At 68.2% G+C, this 16,871-nt stretch carries 12 protein-coding genes and 3 pseudogenes; 8 read left to right on the top strand and 7 right to left on the bottom strand.

Going from position 1 to position 16,871, the window contains the following annotated elements:
* Nucleotides 1–2: 2 nt before the first annotated feature.
* Nucleotides 3–1,253, bottom strand: a complete 1,251-nt coding sequence (locus CR917_RS14405; RefSeq protein WP_104572518.1) for a DUF1835 domain-containing protein — start codon at nucleotides 1,251–1,253, stop codon at nucleotides 3–5.
* Between the two features lie 258 nt (nucleotides 1,254–1,511).
* On the opposite strand from CR917_RS14405, the gene CR917_RS14400 reads away from it, so the two are divergent.
* The 8 genes and pseudogenes from CR917_RS14400 to mnmH all read left to right on the top strand — a co-directional run bounded on the left by CR917_RS14400 (nucleotide 1,512) and on the right by mnmH (nucleotide 8,821).
* Entirely contained in the window at nucleotides 1,512–1,955 is a 444-nt protein-coding gene (locus CR917_RS14400) for a bifunctional diaminohydroxyphosphoribosylaminopyrimidine deaminase/5-amino-6-(5-phosphoribosylamino)uracil reductase RibD (RefSeq protein WP_043860246.1), read from the top strand.
* Between the two features lie 123 nt (nucleotides 1,956–2,078).
* Nucleotides 2,079–2,717, top strand: coding sequence for a TetR/AcrR family transcriptional regulator (locus tag CR917_RS14395; RefSeq protein ID WP_088515110.1), 639 nt, complete (start codon nucleotides 2,079–2,081; stop codon nucleotides 2,715–2,717).
* A gap of 141 nt (nucleotides 2,718–2,858) precedes the next feature.
* Nucleotides 2,859–3,944: pseudogene (locus CR917_RS28105) on the top strand (cache domain-containing protein); the annotation flags it as partial.
* A gap of 87 nt (nucleotides 3,945–4,031) precedes the next feature.
* Nucleotides 4,032–4,799 carry a methyl-accepting chemotaxis protein gene (locus CR917_RS28100; RefSeq protein WP_370409269.1) on the top strand — a complete coding sequence of 256 codons (768 nt, stop codon included), beginning with the start codon at nucleotides 4,032–4,034 and terminating at the stop codon, nucleotides 4,797–4,799.
* 188 nt (nucleotides 4,800–4,987) lie between these two features.
* Nucleotides 4,988–5,758 (top strand): annotated as a pseudogene (locus CR917_RS28095) (MCP four helix bundle domain-containing protein); the annotation flags it as partial.
* Nucleotides 5,753–6,616: a methyl-accepting chemotaxis protein gene (locus CR917_RS28090; RefSeq protein WP_370409268.1), complete on the top strand. Its 864-nt coding sequence runs from the start codon at nucleotides 5,753–5,755 to the stop codon at nucleotides 6,614–6,616. The pseudogene CR917_RS28095 and the gene CR917_RS28090, both read left to right, overlap by 6 nt.
* Nucleotides 6,617–6,689: 73 nt before the next feature.
* Complete coding sequence (gene selD / locus CR917_RS14380; RefSeq protein ID WP_104572515.1) at nucleotides 6,690–7,724, top strand: selenide, water dikinase SelD; 1,035 nt, start codon at nucleotides 6,690–6,692, stop codon at nucleotides 7,722–7,724.
* Nucleotides 7,724–8,821, top strand: coding sequence for a tRNA 2-selenouridine(34) synthase MnmH (gene mnmH, locus CR917_RS14375; RefSeq protein ID WP_104572514.1), 1,098 nt, complete (start codon nucleotides 7,724–7,726; stop codon nucleotides 8,819–8,821). Before selD ends, mnmH begins: the two co-directional genes overlap by 1 nt.
* A gap of 39 nt (nucleotides 8,822–8,860) precedes the next feature.
* Here mnmH and CR917_RS14370 read toward each other — a convergent pair whose 3' ends face one another.
* The 6 genes and pseudogenes from CR917_RS14370 to CR917_RS14345 all read right to left on the bottom strand — a co-directional run bounded on the left by CR917_RS14370 (nucleotide 8,861) and on the right by CR917_RS14345 (nucleotide 16,856).
* Nucleotides 8,861–9,913, bottom strand: a complete 1,053-nt coding sequence (locus CR917_RS14370) for a permease (RefSeq protein ID WP_054914409.1) — start codon at nucleotides 9,911–9,913, stop codon at nucleotides 8,861–8,863.
* 57 nt (nucleotides 9,914–9,970) lie between these two features.
* A complete protein-coding gene (locus CR917_RS14365) occupies nucleotides 9,971–11,050 on the bottom strand; it encodes a lipocalin-like domain-containing protein (protein ID WP_104572513.1) in 1,080 nt (359 codons plus the stop codon).
* Nucleotides 11,040–13,489: pseudogene (locus CR917_RS14360) on the bottom strand (FtsX-like permease family protein). The gene CR917_RS14365 and the pseudogene CR917_RS14360 overlap by 11 nt, the downstream one beginning before the upstream one ends.
* The gene (locus tag CR917_RS14355) at nucleotides 13,486–14,142 is read right to left on the bottom strand and encodes an ABC transporter ATP-binding protein (protein WP_043860253.1); all 657 of its coding nucleotides are present in this window, start codon (nucleotides 14,140–14,142) and stop codon (nucleotides 13,486–13,488) included. The pseudogene CR917_RS14360 and the gene CR917_RS14355 overlap by 4 nt, the downstream one beginning before the upstream one ends.
* A gap of 189 nt (nucleotides 14,143–14,331) precedes the next feature.
* Nucleotides 14,332–15,378 carry a class I SAM-dependent methyltransferase gene (locus CR917_RS14350; protein ID WP_104572512.1) on the bottom strand — a complete coding sequence of 349 codons (1,047 nt, stop codon included), beginning with the start codon at nucleotides 15,376–15,378 and terminating at the stop codon, nucleotides 14,332–14,334.
* 143 nt (nucleotides 15,379–15,521) lie between these two features.
* Entirely contained in the window at nucleotides 15,522–16,856 is a 1,335-nt protein-coding gene (locus CR917_RS14345; RefSeq protein WP_043860236.1) for a sodium:proton antiporter, read from the bottom strand.
* Nucleotides 16,857–16,871: the final 15 nt, after the last annotated feature.

Below are 16,871 nucleotides of genomic sequence, written 5' to 3'. Positions count from 1 at the left end.
CATCAGGACGGTTGATGGCGCCACACCGGCTGGCCATGGGCATCCAGTGCCCAGTGCGCCAGCCCGGCCTGCAGGCGTACACCGCCTACCCAGCGTTCGGGGGCCGCGTGGTCCAGCCAGTAGGCGTCGCCTGTCAGTACCTGCTGGCCGAGGGCCGTGAGGGTCAGGCTGCGTTGCGGCCAGGGCAGGTGAACGTCCGCTTCGATCAGCAACGGCGTGGGCGCATCGATCAGCGGGCGCATCAGCGCATGGAACATCTGGTCGCCCAGGTACGGCAGTGGCTCGCGCCTGCCCATGAGCTCTGCGAACACCCGGCCGAACGCCAGGCTGCCGGCCTCGGCGACGATGCCCAGGGCCAGGCGCTCGGTCAGCGACAGGCCGTCGGCCAGCCCCGGCAGTTCCTGCAACTGGCGCAGCAATGCCGGCGCCAGCAAGGGCAGTGCCGGGCTTGGCGCATGGGCCAGCTGCGCCCAGGCCAGTGGCGAGGGCGCGCAGTACGCCGCCCAGGCACGCCGGGCCAGCGCCAGCGCTGTCTCGTCCAGGCGCCGACGCTGGGGCCACAGCCAGGCCAGCAGGTCCGGCGCGAGCTGGCCGATGCCGATGAAACGCTGCACCCCCGGCACCTGGCTGATCTCGATCAGTTCCAGGCACTCGGGCAACTGCTCGATGCCCGCCAGCACGCGGATCAGGAACAACTGGTCATAGGCATCCGCCTCGCACCACAGCACGGCGTGCGGGCACCCGTCGAGCTGCGCCAGGGCGGCGTACTCCTCGGCACTGCGCCGCGCCACGTCGGCTTCTGGCATGCCGAACACGCGGCTGATGTAGTCGTTGCGCAGGGCGAGCAACGGTTGCGCCGGCAGTGCCGGTACCGGGCCCATGCACAGCGGGTCGATGAAGGTATGGAAGGCCCCCTTGAAACCGGCCAGGCGCAGGGTATGGGCGATGTCGTTGCCGCACCGCCAATGCACGCTGCGGGCTTCGTCGTCGGCTTCGAAGCCGGGGTTGCGTGCGGCAAAGTCGATGGCGTCGACATGCGCCTTGAGCCTTGGCCAGCTGGCAAAGCCCAGCTCCTGCGCGATCAGCCACTGCGCATCGGCCAGGCGTGGGGCGCGGCTGTGGGGCAGGGGCTTGAAGTGCGCCGGCGCAGTGCCGGCCAGCAGGTGCCTGAGCAGGGTCTTGGCGCGTTTGCGCTGGTGTTCGAGGTTGATTCTGCCGTCATGGCAGATGTGCGGGGGCAGGGCGGCGAGCATACGATCTCCTGGGTCGGGCCTTGTCCGCTTGCAGGCCGGGAGTCGTATCGACGAATGAGGCTGTTCTGTACCGGGGCGTGGCCCTTTGCGCGGACGGCAGGCGCGGAGAACGCCAGGGCGTGACTATAGCGAAGCCCGCCGGCAGCGACAACGGGCAAACGGCGTGAGCGCACGATGCGGGAGAAATCGTGCCCTCGCCGTGCAGCAGGAGTACCCTGTCGCCTTCGCTCATTCTGGAACCCACTGGGCAAGGACCTTATGCCGATACTCCCTTCCAACAGCGATTTCATGCAACTGGCCCTGATCGAGGGGCGCCGTGCCTTGCCGGCGTGCCGGCCCAACCCGCCGGTGGGCTGCGTGATGGTCCGCGATCACCAGGTGATCAGCCAGGGCCACACCCAGCCGCCGGGGCAGCCCCATGCCGAGGCGATGGCGTTGGCGAAATTGCCGGAAGGGGGCCGGGGTGTGACAGCGTATGTGACCCTGGAGCCTTGTTCGTTCCAGGGGCGCACCCCATCGTGTGCCCTGGCGTTGATCGACAAGGGGGTGGAGCGGGTGTTCGTCGGCATGCTCGACCCGGACCCGCGCAATGCCGGGGCCGGGGTTCGCCTGTTGCGCCAGGCCGGTGTCGAGGTGATCGTCGGGCTGCTGGCCGAAGAGGTCTCCAGGGACCTGCGCACCTACCTGCTGGCCGAGGCCTGAGGCGCCCCACCCACTCCAGCCGCCGGCCTTGCCGGCGAAGGCGCGCCCGCAACCTGGCATGCATAGCCTCATCGCTATGTATTTTTGTATATTGCGAAGGTCTTTCCCCGAAGTGCCATCGCCATGTCCAGCATTCGTCAACGCAACCAGCAACTGATTCTCGAGGCCGCCAGCGAGGAATTCGCCAGCAAGGGCTACAACGCCGCCCAGACCCGCGACATCGCGGCCCGCGCCGGCGTGCCCAAGGCCAACCTGTACTACTACTTCCAGACCAAGGAAAACCTCTACACCCGGGTGCTGATGGCCTTTCTGGAACCCTTGCTCGCGGCCTCCGCCGTGTTGCGCGCCAGCGATGACCCGCAGGTGGCGCTGCCGGCCTACATCCAGGCGCGCATCCGCATCGTGCGTGACCACCCGTACACCTCCAACGTGTTCAGCAGCGAGCTGCTGCACGGGGCCAAGCAACTGCCCGGGGTGTGCCGCGACCTGCTGCACGCCGAGGCGCAGCTCAACGTGCACTGCCTGAACAGCTGGATCAAACGCGGCCTGATCGCCCCGGTCGACCCGCAACACCTGATGCTGTTCATCTGGTCGGCCACCCGCACCTATACCAATTTCGGCTGGCGCATGGCCCAGCTCACGGGCGTGCATGCGCCCCAGGGCGACGACTACGCGCTGGCGGCCGCCACCATCACCCGCCTGGTGCTGCAGGGCGCCACGCCTGGCATGCCGGCGCCGCGCCCCATGCGGCCGACCAACTAGAAACAATCCTGCATTTTTTTGTACACGAAACTGTATTAAAGATTTTCACCTCCCCAGCCGAAACAGCGGTGATAGCAAATTGCCAGAACTCACGCTGCACGGGTGACTGGCGCCTCATGCCCGGGGAGGGTGAAGCGCGCGATGAATATAAAAAACAAGCTGGTCCTTGCGTTTGTACTGGTGGCTTTCATCCCGGTGACGGTGGTCGCGGTGGTCAGCGTGATGAATATCCGCACCCAGGCGGTTGAACAGTTCATCGATGGCAGCACCCGGGAAATACGCCAGATCGACGGCAACATGCGCCAGTTCTTCGACGGGATGCAGCAGAACGTCGATCAGATGTCTGCCGATCCTGTATACAGCGCTGTGCAGACGCTCAAGGACTACCGCGCTGCCGACGCCGCCAGCCAGCCCCTGCCAGCGCCGGCCCAGGGGGTGATCGATTCCTTTGCACGCTTTGGCGCCACCCACCCGGCGGCGGCCATCCTGTCCATCGGCCTGGAAGACGGCACCTACGCCAAGTGGCCGGATGACCCGCAACTGGCCAACTACGACCCGCGCCAGCGCCCCTGGTACAAGGCCGCAATGGCCAGCCCCGGCAAGACCGTGCGCACCCCGGCCTACTACTACGACAAGGACGACGTGGCCCTGGTGGGCACCGCCCGGGCCATGCTCGACGGCGCCGGCAAGCCCCGCGGCGTATTCGTGGTCAGCGTCTCGCTGAAGAACCTCACCGAACTGGTCAAGAGCATCAAGCTGGGTCAAAGCGGCTACGTGATGCTGATCGAGGACGGTGTGGTGCTGGTCGACCCGCGCGACGACGGGCACAGCTTCAAGCCGCTCAAGGACCTGGGCGAGCCCTACGCCAGGCTCGCGGCCACCGAACAGGGGGCTGCCGACGTCGAGATCGACGGGGTTCGCTACATGGCCAACGTATGGACCTCCCCAGGCCTGGGCTGGCGCTTCGTGGGCCTGATCGAGCAGCGCGAAGTGATGGGCGCCGCCACGCGCATGACCTACCTGGCCGGGATCATCGTGGTGGTGCTGGCGATCTTCTTCGCGCTGATCGGCGCCGCGTTCGCCCGGGTGATCGTCAAGCCCATCGGCCAGGTCAGCACGGGCCTGCAGTCGATCGCCGAGGGCGAGGGCGACCTGCGCCGCGACCTGGTTGTGCAGGGCAAGGACGAAACCGCCGAGCTGGCCGGCTGGTTCAACCGGTTTCTGGCGGCCATCCGCCAGTTGATCCAGCGCATCGGCGCAGCCTCCACCAACCTGCACGACGCCTCGCAGGTCAACAGCGAGGTGGCCACCAACATGAACCAGGCGGCCGGGCGCCAGCGTGAAGCGGTGGAGCTGGTTTCCACCGCATTCAACGAAATGGTCGCCACCGCCAACGAGGTGGCCCGCTCGTGCAGCAACGCCGCCGATTCCGCCGAAAGCGGGCATCGCCGGGTGGCCGAAGGCAAGCAGCAGATCGAGCTGACCACCGAGAACGTCAACCGCCTGGGCAACCGCCTGAGCGAGTCGTCCCAGGCCATGGTCGAGCTGGAGGAGGGCAGCCGCAGCATCAACCAGATCCTGGGCACCATTCGCGCCATCGCCGAGCAGACCAACCTGCTGGCGCTCAATGCCGCCATCGAGGCCGCCCGCGCCGGCGACCAGGGCCGCGGCTTTGCCGTGGTGGCGGACGAGGTGCGCGCGCTGGCCAAGCGCACCGCCGACTCCACCGGCGAAATCGACCAGTTGCTCGGTACCCTCGCCAGCAAGACCCAGGAGGTATCGCAGAAGATGCAAAGCTGCCAGGACCTGTCCCGGGCCAGTGTCACCTCCATCGAAAGCGCGCGCGACAGCTTCGAGGGCATCCAGCTGTCGGTCAACGAGATCCGCGACCAGAACCTGCAGATCTCGGCCGCCGCCGAGGAGCAGCACAGCGTGGCCGAAGAGATCAACCGGCATATCCAGCAGATCTACGACGAAGCGCGCCTGGTCGAAAGCCTGGCCAGCTCGGCGCAGGAGGACTCCGGACGGCTGTCCACGCTGTCGGCCGAATTGAACGCACTGGTGGGCCGCTTCAAGTCCTGACCACCGACAACGTTACAATTAATGTCAATGTGATATCATGGCTTCACTGCCGCCGAGTGATCCCGCCGGCAGTGGAGCAAGCACTCATAAAGAACACTGCCCTCCCGCTTCACCGCCTTGCCTGCAGAACCTGACCGCGCCGCCTGTCCCGGCGCGGGTTGTACTTTTGCAGCCACAAGGAACACCCCATGCTTCTGCGCTCCCTCAACATTTCCCTGCGTGCCGGCCTCAGCTTCGCGCTGATTGCCCTGCTGGCGATGGCCCTTGGCGGCCTGTCGCTGCTGGAAATGCGTCGAATGAACGAACAGTCCAACCAGGTCGACCAGAACTGGCTGCCCTCGATTGTCGCGGCCAACGGCGTAGCGCTGACCAGCACCCAGATCCGCACCCTGACCCTGCGCCTGCTGGTACTGCGCGACGGCGACGACCTGCAGGACCTGATCACGCGTCTGCACCAGCTCGAAGCGCAGCTGGACACCCAGGAGGCGACCTATGCCGGGCTGATCACCCTGGCGCAGGAACAGGCCGCGTTCGCCCGCTACCAGCAGGCCAAGACGCGCTACCTTGCCGATCAGCACAAGGTCGTCCAATTACTGCAGCAGGGGCGCAAGGACGACGCCATCGCGCTGGTGGACGCCGGCCCGTACCTGACCAATGCCGACGGCATGCTCACCGACCTGCTCGAAATCATTGCGCTCAACGACAAGGGCGGGGAGCAGGCGGCCCAACGCAGCACCGAGGTATTCCATGGCGCCATCAGCCTGGTGCTGGCGATTCTGGCCGTGGTGCTGGCTTTGACCGTGGCGCTGGCAGTGCTGCTCACGCGCAGCATCGTGCGCCCGCTGGACGAAGCCGTGGGCATTGCCCAGACCATCGCCGGTGGCGACCTGTGCGACGAGATCAGCATCAGCGGCAAGGATGAGCCGGCGCGTCTGCTGCTGGCGCTGCGCGACATGCAGGGCAGCCTGCGCGGCACGCTGCAGAAAATTGCCAGTTCCTCCAGCCAGCTGGCCTCGGCCGCCGAAGAGCTGCAGGCTGCCACCGACGACTCCAATCGCGCGCTGCAGCAGCAGAACGACGAAGTGGAGCAGGCGGCCACGGCGGTGAACGAGATGACGGCGGCCGTGGAGGAGGTGGCCCGCAACGCCGTGAGCACCTCCGAGGCTTCGCGCCAGACCGACGAGACCGCCCACCACGGCCGCGAGCAGGTGCAGCGCACCGTCGACTCCATCGGCCAGCTCACCGACGACGTGACCCACACCTGCGAGCAGGTCGAGCACCTGGCGGGCGATGTACGCAACATCGGCCAGGTGCTGGAAGTGATCCGCGCGATTGCCGAACAGACCAACCTGCTGGCCCTCAACGCCGCCATCGAGGCGGCCCGGGCCGGGGATGCCGGGCGCGGCTTCGCCGTGGTGGCCGACGAGGTTCGGGCGCTGGCGCACCGCACCCAGCAGTCCACCCAGGAGATCGAGACCATGATCGGGACCATCGAGCAGGGCACCGGCACGGCGGTCACGGCAATGCGCAACAGCAACCAGCGCGCCCACGCCACTCTGGAAGTGGCGCAGCTGTGCGGTCACGCCCTGGACGAGATCACCCAGGCCATCACCGGCATCAACGAGCGCAACCTGGTGATCGCCAGCGCCAGTGAGGAGCAGGCCCAGGTGGCCCGCGAGGTGGACCGCAACCTGGTCAACATCCGTGACCTGTCGATCCAGACCGCGGCCGGTGCACGCCAGAGCAATGCCGCCAGCCAGGCGCTGGCAGGCCTTGCGGTCGACCTCAACCTGCTGGTGACCCAGTTCAAGGTCTAGCAGTAGCCACCATCACGTAGCGCCCCCGGGTCCCCTGCCTTAGACTCAGGGGCTTGAACCCGGGGGACAACCGATGAACGAACCAGTACGCCTTACCCAGTACAGCCACGGCGCCGGCTGTGGCTGCAAGATTTCACCCAAGGTGCTCGAGGTGATCCTCGCCGGCAGCGGCGCGCAGAACCTCGACCCGCGCCTGTGGGTGGGCAACGCCTCGCGCGACGACGCGGCGGTGTATGCCATCGATGACGAGCGCGGCGTGGTCTCGACCACCGACTTCTTCATGCCCATCGTCGACGACCCCTTCGATTTCGGCCGCATTGCGGCCACCAACGCCATCAGCGACATCTACGCCATGGGCGGCGACCCGCTGATGGCCATCGCCATCCTGGGCTGGCCGGTCAACGTGCTGGCCCCGGAGATCGCCCGCGAGGTGATCCGCGGCGGGCGCGCGGTGTGCGATGCGGCCGGCATTCCCCTGGCCGGCGGGCATTCGATCGACGCCCCCGAGCCGATCTTCGGCCTGGCGGTCACCGGCATCGTCGACAAGCGCCACATCAAGCGCAACGACACCGCCACCGTCGGCTGCCAGCTGTACCTGACCAAGCCGCTGGGCATCGGCGTGCTCACCACGGCGGAGAAGAAGGGCCTGCTGCGCGCCGAAGACGTGGGCCTGGCGCGTGACCAGATGTGCACCCTCAACCGTATCGGCAGCCAGATCGCGCGCCTGGAGGGGGTCAAGGCCATGACCGACGTCACCGGCTTCGGCCTGCTCGGGCACCTGGTGGAAATGGCCGATGGCAGCGGCGTGACCGCGCGCCTGGAAGCGGCGCAGGTACCGCGCCTGGCCAGTGTCGAGCACTACATCGAGCAGGGTTGCGTACCCGGTGGCACGCTGCGCAACTTCGACAGCTATGGCGAGCGCATCGGCCCGTTGAGCGAGGCGCACAAGCTGCTGTTGTGCGACCCGCAGACCAGTGGCGGGCTGCTGGTGGCGGTGGCAACCGAAGGGCAGGCGGCGTTTCTCGAGCTGACGCAGGCACAGGGCCTGGCGCTGACGCCGATCGGCACGCTGGTGGCGCGCGGCACCCATGCGGTCGAGGTGTGTTGATGCACGACGACTGCACCGACTACCGTTCGATCTTTCTCGACGATGTGCCCCTGATGGATGTGCGCGCACCGGTCGAGTTCGACAAGGGCGCGTTCACCCACGCCAGCAATCTGCCGTTGATGAACGACGACGAGCGCCAGCAGGTGGGCACCTGCTACAAGCAGCATGGCCAGCAGGCGGCAATGGTGCTCGGGCACCAGCTGGTGTCCGGGGCGCTGCGCCAGGCCCGTATCCAGGCCTGGGCGCAGTTCGCCCGGGCCAACCCCGATGGCCTGCTGTACTGCTTTCGCGGTGGCCTGCGTTCGCAGATCACCCAGCAGTGGCTGCGCGATGAGGCCGGTATCTGCTACCGGCGCGTAGGCGGGGGCTACAAGGCCTTGCGCACGTTTCTGCTGGAGGTTGGCGACCAGGCCGTGGCGCAGTGCGATTTCGTGCTGCTGGGCGGCATGACCGGCACCGGCAAGACCGAGGCGCTGGCGCAGCTGGACAATGCGCTGGACCTGGAGCGGCACGCCAACCACCGTGGCTCCAGCTTCGGCCGGCATGCCACTGCGCAGCCGGCGCAGATCGGTTTTGAAAACACCCTGGCGGTGGACCTGCTGAAAAAGCGCAACGCCGGCATCGAGCAGTTCGTGCTCGAGGACGAGGGGCGCATGATCGGCAGCCGCGCGGTGCCGCTGGGCCTGTACCGGCGCATGCAGCAGGCGCCGCTGGTGTGGCTCGAAGACAGCCTGGAATGCCGCGTGCAACGAATCCTGCAGGACTATGTGATCGACCTGTGCGCCGAGTTCGTGCTGGCCCACGGGCCGGAGCAGGGCTTCGAACACTTTGCCGGGCGGCTGCGCGAGAGCCTGTCGGGCATTGTCCGGCGCCTGGGTGGCGAGCGTTACCAGCGCCTGGCGGCGGCGATGGACGCGGCGTTGCAGGTGCAGCGTGCGAGCGGCGCCGTGGAGCTGCACCGTGCGTGGATCGAGGGCCTGCTGAGCGAGTACTACGACCCGATGTACGCCTACCAGCGCGATGCCAAGGCGGCGCGCATCGAGTTCGCCGGCGATCGGGCCGCGGTGCTGGCCTACCTGCGCGAAAGGCGGCTGTAGGCACCTGTGCCGGTGCTGTGGGGGCGGTGCACGCCGGCCCTAGAGCACCAGCAGCGCAACCAGCCCGCTGAGCACCCCCACCAGCATCGTCAGCAGCGCAACCCACACCAGCACCCGCGTATCGAAGGAGGTGCGCAGCATCAGCAGTGACGGCAGGCTCACGCTGGGCAAGGTCATCAGCAATGCCACCGCCGGCGCGGTGCCCAGCCCCAGGGCCATCAGCGTCTGCACGATCGGGATTTCCGCCGCCGTCGGGATCACGAACAGCGTGCCGACCACCGCCAGCGGTACCAGCCACACCAGCCCTGAACCCATGCCGCCCTCGACATGCGGAAACAGCCATACCCGCGCCGCGCCCAGTACCAGCACGGCCAGCACATAGATCGGGATGGTGGTCCAGAACAGCTGCCACAGGGTTTTCATCCAGCGTGCCAGCAGGCTGCCGGGCACCGGGGTACTGGCCACATTGGCCGCGTCCACCGCGGGTTCGGGCAGTACGTCCGGGCGCGAGATGCGCTGGGCGAACAGCGACACCCCCACCACCAGCACCACACCCGCCACCAGGCGCAGGGCACTGAACTCCCAGCCCAGCACGAAGCCCATGAACACCAGCGTGGCCGGGTTGAGCACCGGGTTGGCGATCCAGAACGCCAGCGCCGCGCCTACCGACACATTCTGCCGACGCAGCCCGGCAGCCACCGGTGCCGCGCAGCAACTGCACATCATGCCCGGCAGGGCGAACAGGCCGCCACGCAGGGTCGAGCCCAGCCCGGCCTTGCCGAACAGGCGCAGCAGCCAGTCCCGCGGTATCAGCACCTGAACCAGCGAGCCGAGGATCACCGCCAGCAGCGCCGCCTTCCAGATGGCCAGGAAATACACCTGGGCATACGCCAGCGCTGCCGTCAGCGGTGCGTACTGGTGATCGTCCAGGATCGAGGCGCCGATGCTGTGGCTGTCGGCGGCAACAAACGACTTGGCGTAGTAGGGCGACCATTTCACGTAGTACAGGCCGATGGCGGCCACCAGCAGGAACGCCAGCGGTTTGCACCACTGCGTCCAGCCACGGGGGGCGGAAGTAGACAGGCCAGGCATGGTGCAACTCCAGGCAAGGGGGCGTTCAGGCAAGAATAGCCGCTGCGTCGGTGGCGCTCAGCGCGAATAGCCGGTCATTTCCAGGTAGCCACGCCCGGCCGTGCTGCCCTGTACCTTCACCGGGCCTTCCCAGTAGGGAAAGCGGGTGCCCATCCAGGCCTGCGGCACCAGGGCGTCGACCTCGATGTCCAGCTGCCGGTCGGGCACCTGCACCCGCCAGCGCGTGGGCACCTGCGGGCCGTCGACCAGTTGGGTGCGGGCCAGCGGCTCAAGCACGATCTGCGCACCGTTGAGCGCGGTGCTGCTGCCGTCGGTGGCAATCCAGGTGCCTGCCCGGTACGGTTGTGCATCGGCCTGACGGACCTGGAACAGCATCAGCCGCGTGCCGTTGTCCAGGTGCAGCGAAAACCAGTCCCAACCATGCTGGTCGGGGGCCAGCGGCTGGCTGCTCCATTCGCGGTCGAGCCAGGCGTTGCCGGTCACCTCGACGCGCCGGCCCTCGTGCTGTACTTCACCGCGCACTGTATAGAACGGCTGGCTGTAGTAATACGACGCCTGGCCCTGGCCGGACTTCTCGCTGTAGCCCTGATCGCCCTGCAGCACCAGGGGCTGCTGGCTGCTCAGTTGCAGGTCGTAGCTGAAGCCCTTGCCGCCTGCGCGCATCTGCAACTGCTCGATGCCTTGGCCGCCCACCGCCTGCAGCGACCAGTCGTCGATCCAGGCCTTGAACGGTTGCGCCTGCACGTCCGCCTGGCCGACACCGCCACGCGCCAGCGTTTCACTGAACTGATGGCCAAACGGCCCGCTCAACGCCGCGTGCCCCAGCCATACGGCGGGGCTGGCCCAGCCCGGCTGTTCGGCGCCGGGGCGCAGCGCCGAACGGAACAGGGTCCATTGCGCACCCCAGTCGCGGCCCTGTGCATCGCGCAGGTTGGCGGTCACGTACCACCATTCGATGCGATACCCCGCATGGGCGCCGTGGTCACGCGGGAACTGCAACGGTTGGCCGCGCACCACCGGGGCAAAGGCTGCGGCGTCCTGGCCCAGGCCGGCAAAACCGGCGGGTGGCGGTGGCGAGGGGTCGCAGGCGCCCAGCAGCAGGCACAGCAGCAGGACGCCCCAGTGTCTAGGTTCCATCGGCATAGTGCCTCAGCAGTTCGGCGGGCTGGCGGCGGGCCAGTTGCCACAGGGGGCCGGCGGCGGCGAGCAGGGCGGTGAACAGGCCCAGCAGCGCCAGTTGCAGTAGCTGGCCAGGGAACACCTGCAACGGCAGGCGCCAGCCGAACGCCTGCACGTTGACCACCGCCACCAGGCACCAGGCCAGCAGCAGGCCCAGGGGAATTGCCAGCAGCACGGTCAGGCTGGCCAGCAGCAGCGTCTGCCCCAGCGACAGCCAGGCCAGGTGCTGGCGCCTGACGCCCAGTGCCCATAGCGGCGCCAACTGGCCGAGCCGGCTCTGGCCCAGGGTCAAAAGGCTGATCAACAGGGCCACGCCGGCCACGCCCAGGGTCAGGCTGTTGAGTGCGGCGGTGGCGGCGAAGGTGCGCTCGAACACCTCCACCGACCAGCGTCTTAGGGTGCGCTGGTCCACCAGCCGGGTGGCGTCCAGCGCATAGCGTTGCTGCAGCGCGGCCTTGAGCGTCGCCACCTGCTCGCCCGCCACGCGCAGGTTGAGGGTGTTGAGCGTGGCCTCGGGCCAGGTGCGCCGCAGCCAGTCGGCGTTCACCAGCACCTGCCCGCGCGGGTTGCCGTAGTCGGCGTATACGGCTACCACGTCAAGGGGTGCAGCGCCGGGCAAGCTCAGGCGATCGCCCAGGCCCAGCGCCAGGCGCCGCGCCAACTGTTCGCTGAGCATCGCCCCGGCGCCGCTGGCCAACTGGCGCCACGCCTCGCTGCGCTGTTCGAGCAACGGCCAGTGCTGCGCGTAGGCCGGGTGGTCGATCACCCCCTGCACCTGCACCGGGGCGCCGCCTACGCGCACTTCGGTGCGCCACTGCGCGAGCACGGCGCGCACCCCTGGCTGGGTGGGTAGCCAGGCCGCGATGGCCAGGCCCTGGGCGGTGTCATGCGGGGTCACGTACAGCTCGGCCGACAGCCGTTGATCGAGCCAGCCCAGAAAGGTCTGGCGGAACCCGGCCGTCATGCTGCCCACCCCGACGCTGGCGGCCAGCGCCAGCAGCAACGCCATCAGCGCCAGTGCCAGGGCCGGCAGTTGCTGGCGGCTGTCGGCCACGAACCACTGCGCCAGCGGCCGGTGGCACAGCCGCTGCAACAGCGCCAGGGCGCCATCGAGCAGCAGCGGCAGCATCAGCGCGGCGCCCAGCAGCAAGGCGGCCAGCAGGGTGAAGGCCGCCGGCAGGCTCGCGCCCCAGCGCCAGCACCCCAGGGCCACGGCCAGCAGCAGTAGCGCCAACAGTGCCTGGCGCCGCAGCCAGCGCACCTGCGCCTGGCGCCAGGCCTGGGGCTGTGCCAGCGCCAGCAGCGGCAGGCGCGCGGCGCGCAGCAGGCTGCCGGCACCGGCCAGTGCTGCCCCGAGCAGGCTGATGGCCAGCCCGCTCAGCCACCAGTGCAGCGGCAGGCTCAGGTGCCCGGCCACCTGGGCGCCATACAGGCCGCGCAGGCTGGCGGCCACGTCACCCAGCAGCAGGCTGGCCAGCAGGTAACCGCAGGCCACCCCGGCCAGCCCGGCCAGCAGCGCGAACAGCCCCAGTTCGATGGCCAGGGCAGTCACCAGCGCACGCACACTCACGCCGCAGGCACGCAGGGTGCGCAACAGGCTGCGGCGCTGCTCCAGGGCCAGGCCGATGGCCGCATGCACGATGAACAGCCCCACCAGGAAGGCCAGCAGGCCCAGCGCAGTGAGGTTGAGGTGAAAGCTTTCGGTCAGCCGTTGCAGGTCGTCGGTGTCGCTGGCGGCCTGCACCGGTCGTTCAGGCCCTCGGGCAGCGCGGGCGGGGTGTAGCCGGCGGGTATCAGCAGTCGCGAGAGCTGTTGCGGTGCCTGCAGCAGGCGTTGGGCCTGGCCGATGTCGACCACCATTACCCCCGGGGCCAGCTGCGCCTGTACCTGCAACGGCGGCAGACGCTGGCCGTCGCCGCTCAGCGGTTCGGCACCGGGCGCCAGGCCAAGGCGCTGCAGGGTGTCGGGTGCGATCCATGCCTGGCCCGGGGGGCCGATGAAGGCGGCGGGGTCGATGCGTTGGGCGGCCTGGCCGGCGATGGCGCTGCCGGGTGGCAGGCTCAGCGGCTCGATGCCCAGCAGTTTCACGCTGACCGGTTCGGCGCCGGCAAAGCGCAGGCGGCCTTCGAGCACCGGCGACACCGGCCAGCCGGCCCGGCGCAATTGAATGTAGGCGTGCTGGTCGAAGCGTTCGCCGTGGCGCGGGCTCACCTGCGCCTGCGCTGCGCCGGTCAGCAGCGCGTTGGCCCGCGCGTAGTCGGCGCGGGCCTGCTGGTTGAGCGCCTGGACCCCGGCCCACAGGGTGGTGGCCAGCCACAGCCCGGTGAGGATGCTGGCGCATTGCAGGGGGTGGCGCCGCCAGTGGCTGAGCAGCGCCTGCAGGCACAGGCCGATCATGCGCGTACCCGGCCCAGGTGCAGGGTCAGGCGCTGGTGCAGGCGGGTGGCCAGGTGGGCGCTGTGGGTGACCATCAGCAGGCTGCTGTTGCTTGCCCCGACCAGCTCCAGCAGCAGGTCGAGCACGTTTTCGCTGCTGGCTTCGTCGAGGCTGCCGGTGGGTTCGTCGGCCAGCACCAGCGCGGGGCGCGAGGCCAGTGCGCGGCCGATTGCCAGGCGTTGCTGCTGCCCGCCGGAGAGTTGCTCGGGGTAGCGTTGCAGCAGCGGCGCCAGGCCCAGGCGCTCGGCCAGGTGGGTGACCCAGGCCGGGTCATGGCGGCCGGCCAGGCGCGCCTGGAAGGCCAGGTTGGCGGCCACGTCCAGGCTGCTGATCAGGTTGTATTGCTGGAACACCAGGCCGATGCCTTGTCGGCGCCAGTGGGCGAGCCCGGCTTCGGTGCGGGTGTGTAGCGGTTGGCCGTCGAACAGAATGCGCCCGCTGTCGGGGCGTTCGAGGCCGGCTATCAGGTGCAGCAGCGTGCTCTTGCCGCTGCCGGACTCGCCCATCAGTGCCAGGCTGGTGGCGGCGGGCAGGTGCAGATCGACACCGCGCAGCACCGGCAGGGTGCCTTGGGCGGTGGTGAAGGTCTTGTGCAGGTTTTCGACGATGAGCATGGGTGAAGGGTAGGCCAGGTTGGGGCAGGTGGGTACATCGGGTTGTGCCCTGGCGATCCTGCGGGCCAGGGTGGTTTTAAAAATGTGGGAGCCGGCCTTGCCGGCTCCCACATTGGTTGCAACGCACCCTGGCCTGCAGGATCGCAGTTGTCAGCCCTGGTGGCTCGACACCCGATTGCCGCGTCGCCTCTACTTGCGCGCCTCCAGTATCAGGTTGAACGGCGTCTCGCACGCCCGGCGCATGTGGCTGAACCCCGCCTCTTCAAGCACACCCCGAATGCGCGCCTCACCCGCCTGCGCGCCTAGACCCAAACCCACCTCCTGCGACAGTGAATTGGGCGTGCACAGAAACGTCGATACCGCATAGAACAAACGCCCCACCGGGTTGAGGTTGTCGTCCAGCCGATCATTCGAAAACGGCTCCACCAGCAACAGCGTGCCCCCCGGCTTGAGTGCCTGCCAGGCATGCCGGGCCGCACCCACCGGGTCGCCCAGGTCATGCAGGCAGTCGAAGAAGCACACCAGGTCATAATCGCGGCCAGGGTAGTCCTTGGCGCTGGCCTGGGTGAAGCGCACCCGTTCGGTCAGGCCGCTGTCCCTGGCCCGTTGACCGGCAGTGGCCACCGAGGGCGCGTGGTAGTCGATGCCGTCGAAATGCGAAGCCGCAAAGGCCTCGGCCATCAGCAGCGTCGAGGTGCCAAGACCACACCCGATGTCTGCCACCAGGGCCCCGGCGTGCAACTTGTCCACCACACCCTCCAGTGCCGGCAGCCAGCTGCCGACCAGATGGTTGCGGTAGCCAGGCCGGAACAGGCGCTCGACGCCACCGAACATGCACGCATGATGGTCGCCCCATGCCAGGCCACCGTCGCCGCGCATCGCCGCCACCAGCTTGTCCTTGTCGAGCACCATCGAGGCGATGGCCTGGGTGCCGCCAGCAATGTAGGTGGCGGAGTCCTCATGGGCCAGGGCCTGGGCCTGCTGCTCGTCAAGGCTGAAATGTTCGTCGTTGTGCTGCATGTAGCCAGAGGCGGCATGGGCGTTGAGCCATTCGCGAAGCAGGCGGGCATTGCAGCCAGTGCGTGTGGCCAGGGTCTGGGCGGTCACCGGCTGGCCGTCGGCCATGGCCCGGTACAGGCCCAGTTCTTCGCCGAGCATGATGTTGGGCAACATCGCGGCAGCGCCGAGGTCGTTGATAAGGGTATGGATGAAAGGGGTCGATGCAGGTTTGCTCATTGCCACTACTCCGTTAGTTGGCTTCCTTGAACGCGTAGATAACGTCGCCTATCTGCAGCCATCTGTCCTTGATGGGCAGCCTTTGACTCTAGTTCAGGGGGGCAGCAGGTCAAGTGCCAAGGGAATTTCGCCAGCAGGGGCGGTCAGCCGCGCCGCCCGTAGTAGTTCAGCATCGGTTGCGTGCTCAGGCCATGCACCACGATGCTCAACGCCACCACCGACAGCGTGATGTTCAGGCACTGCGCCGAAAGCGTGCCGCCCAGGCCGTGGCTCAGGGCGTAGAACAGGTAGAACAGGCTGCCGATGCCACGAATGCCGAACCAGCCGACCATCAGCCGCTGGCGCAGGTCGAGCAGGCTGCCCCAAGGCATCAGCAACACGCTCAACGGGCGCACCACGCAGAACAACGCCAGGCCAAAGCCCAGTGCGCGCCAGTCCCAGTGGCTGGCCAGCGCCACGCCGAGCACGGTTACCAGGAACACTTCCATCACCCGCTCCACCAGGCTGCCGAAGGCAAGCATGTCGCCCATCATCACCCCGGCCGCCACCTGGGTGTCTTCGAGGTTGTCCAGGTCGCCATGCACCGCATTCTCCGGCGCGGCTTCCAGGTGCCCGGCCACCGGTTGCGCCAGGTGCTCGGACGGGGTCTGCGAACCGCCGGTGAAGCTCACCTCGGCCTGGCGCAGCCCCAGCCCGGCGGCAAACACCGCCAGAAACCCATAGGCGTGCAGGGTGTCGGCCACCACATACGCCAGTGCAATCAGCGCCAATGCCAGGTAGTCGTTGGGGGTGAGCGTGCTGTCGGCATGGCTGATGCGCAGGGTCAGGGTCAGGCGCCCCAGCAACTTGCCCATCCAGTAGCCCACCAGCAACCCCACCGGCATCGCCCACAGCAGGTCGCGCCACAACCAGGTGAACAGCGCCGAGCCGTCGACGGCCTGGCCCTGCACCAGCAGCAAGCCCAGCAGCACGAAGGGAAAGGCCACGCCGTCGTTGAGCCCGGCCTCGCCCGACAAGCCGAAGCGCAGCGGGTCGTGGTCCTGCGCATCGTTGACCTGCACCAGCGCTGCCAGCACCGGGTCGGTGGGCGCAAGGATGGCGCCGATCAGCAGGGCCGGCGCCCACGCCATGTCACCCAGGTAGTGCAGCACCACGCTGAAGCCACCGATGCTCAGCAGCATCACCGGGCCGGCCAGGCCGAATGCCACCCGCCAGACACGGCTGCGCAGCGGCAGGCGCAGCTTCAGGCCACTGATGAACAGCGAGAACAGCAACGCGACTTCGGTCAGGTGCTTGAGCCAGCCGGCGGCGTGGTCCAGGTCCAGGTGCAACAGGCCCAGCCCCAGCGGGCCGATGCCGATGCCCAGCAGCAGGCACACCGCCGAGGTGGTCACCGGCATCCAGCGCAGGTACGACGAGGTCAGGGCCAGGATCAGCAACACGGCGCCGAACACGGCGATCCACAGGGTAAAACTCATCGAAGGCACCGTCGC

It is taken from the genome of Pseudomonas sp. BRM28, from assembly GCF_002939405.1.
Taxonomy (GTDB): Bacteria; Pseudomonadota; Gammaproteobacteria; order Pseudomonadales; family Pseudomonadaceae; genus Aquipseudomonas; species Aquipseudomonas palmensis.
Note: the sequence above shows the minus strand (reverse complement) of the source record. Positions and strands in the feature narration are given on the sequence as shown.

Coding starts and splice junctions, on each gene's coding strand:
- CR917_RS14405 (WP_104572518.1), bottom strand. CDS start 1,253: ATGCTCGCCGCCCTGCCCCCGCACATCTGCCATGACGGCAGAATCAAC.
- CR917_RS14400 (WP_043860246.1), top strand. CDS start 1,512: ATGCCGATACTCCCTTCCAACAGCGATTTCATGCAACTGGCCCTGATC.
- CR917_RS14395 (WP_088515110.1), top strand. CDS start 2,079: ATGTCCAGCATTCGTCAACGCAACCAGCAACTGATTCTCGAGGCCGCC.
- CR917_RS28100 (WP_370409269.1), top strand. CDS start 4,032: ATGAACCAGGCGGCCGGGCGCCAGCGTGAAGCGGTGGAGCTGGTTTCC.
- CR917_RS28090 (WP_370409268.1), top strand. CDS start 5,753: ATGCAGGGCAGCCTGCGCGGCACGCTGCAGAAAATTGCCAGTTCCTCC.
- selD (WP_104572515.1), top strand. CDS start 6,690: ATGAACGAACCAGTACGCCTTACCCAGTACAGCCACGGCGCCGGCTGT.
- mnmH (WP_104572514.1), top strand. CDS start 7,724: ATGCACGACGACTGCACCGACTACCGTTCGATCTTTCTCGACGATGTG.
- CR917_RS14370 (WP_054914409.1), bottom strand. CDS start 9,913: ATGCCTGGCCTGTCTACTTCCGCCCCCCGTGGCTGGACGCAGTGGTGC.
- CR917_RS14365 (WP_104572513.1), bottom strand. CDS start 11,050: ATGGAACCTAGACACTGGGGCGTCCTGCTGCTGTGCCTGCTGCTGGGC.
- CR917_RS14355 (WP_043860253.1), bottom strand. CDS start 14,142: ATGCTCATCGTCGAAAACCTGCACAAGACCTTCACCACCGCCCAAGGC.
- CR917_RS14350 (WP_104572512.1), bottom strand. CDS start 15,378: ATGAGCAAACCTGCATCGACCCCTTTCATCCATACCCTTATCAACGAC.
- CR917_RS14345 (WP_043860236.1), bottom strand. CDS start 16,856: ATGAGTTTTACCCTGTGGATCGCCGTGTTCGGCGCCGTGTTGCTGATC.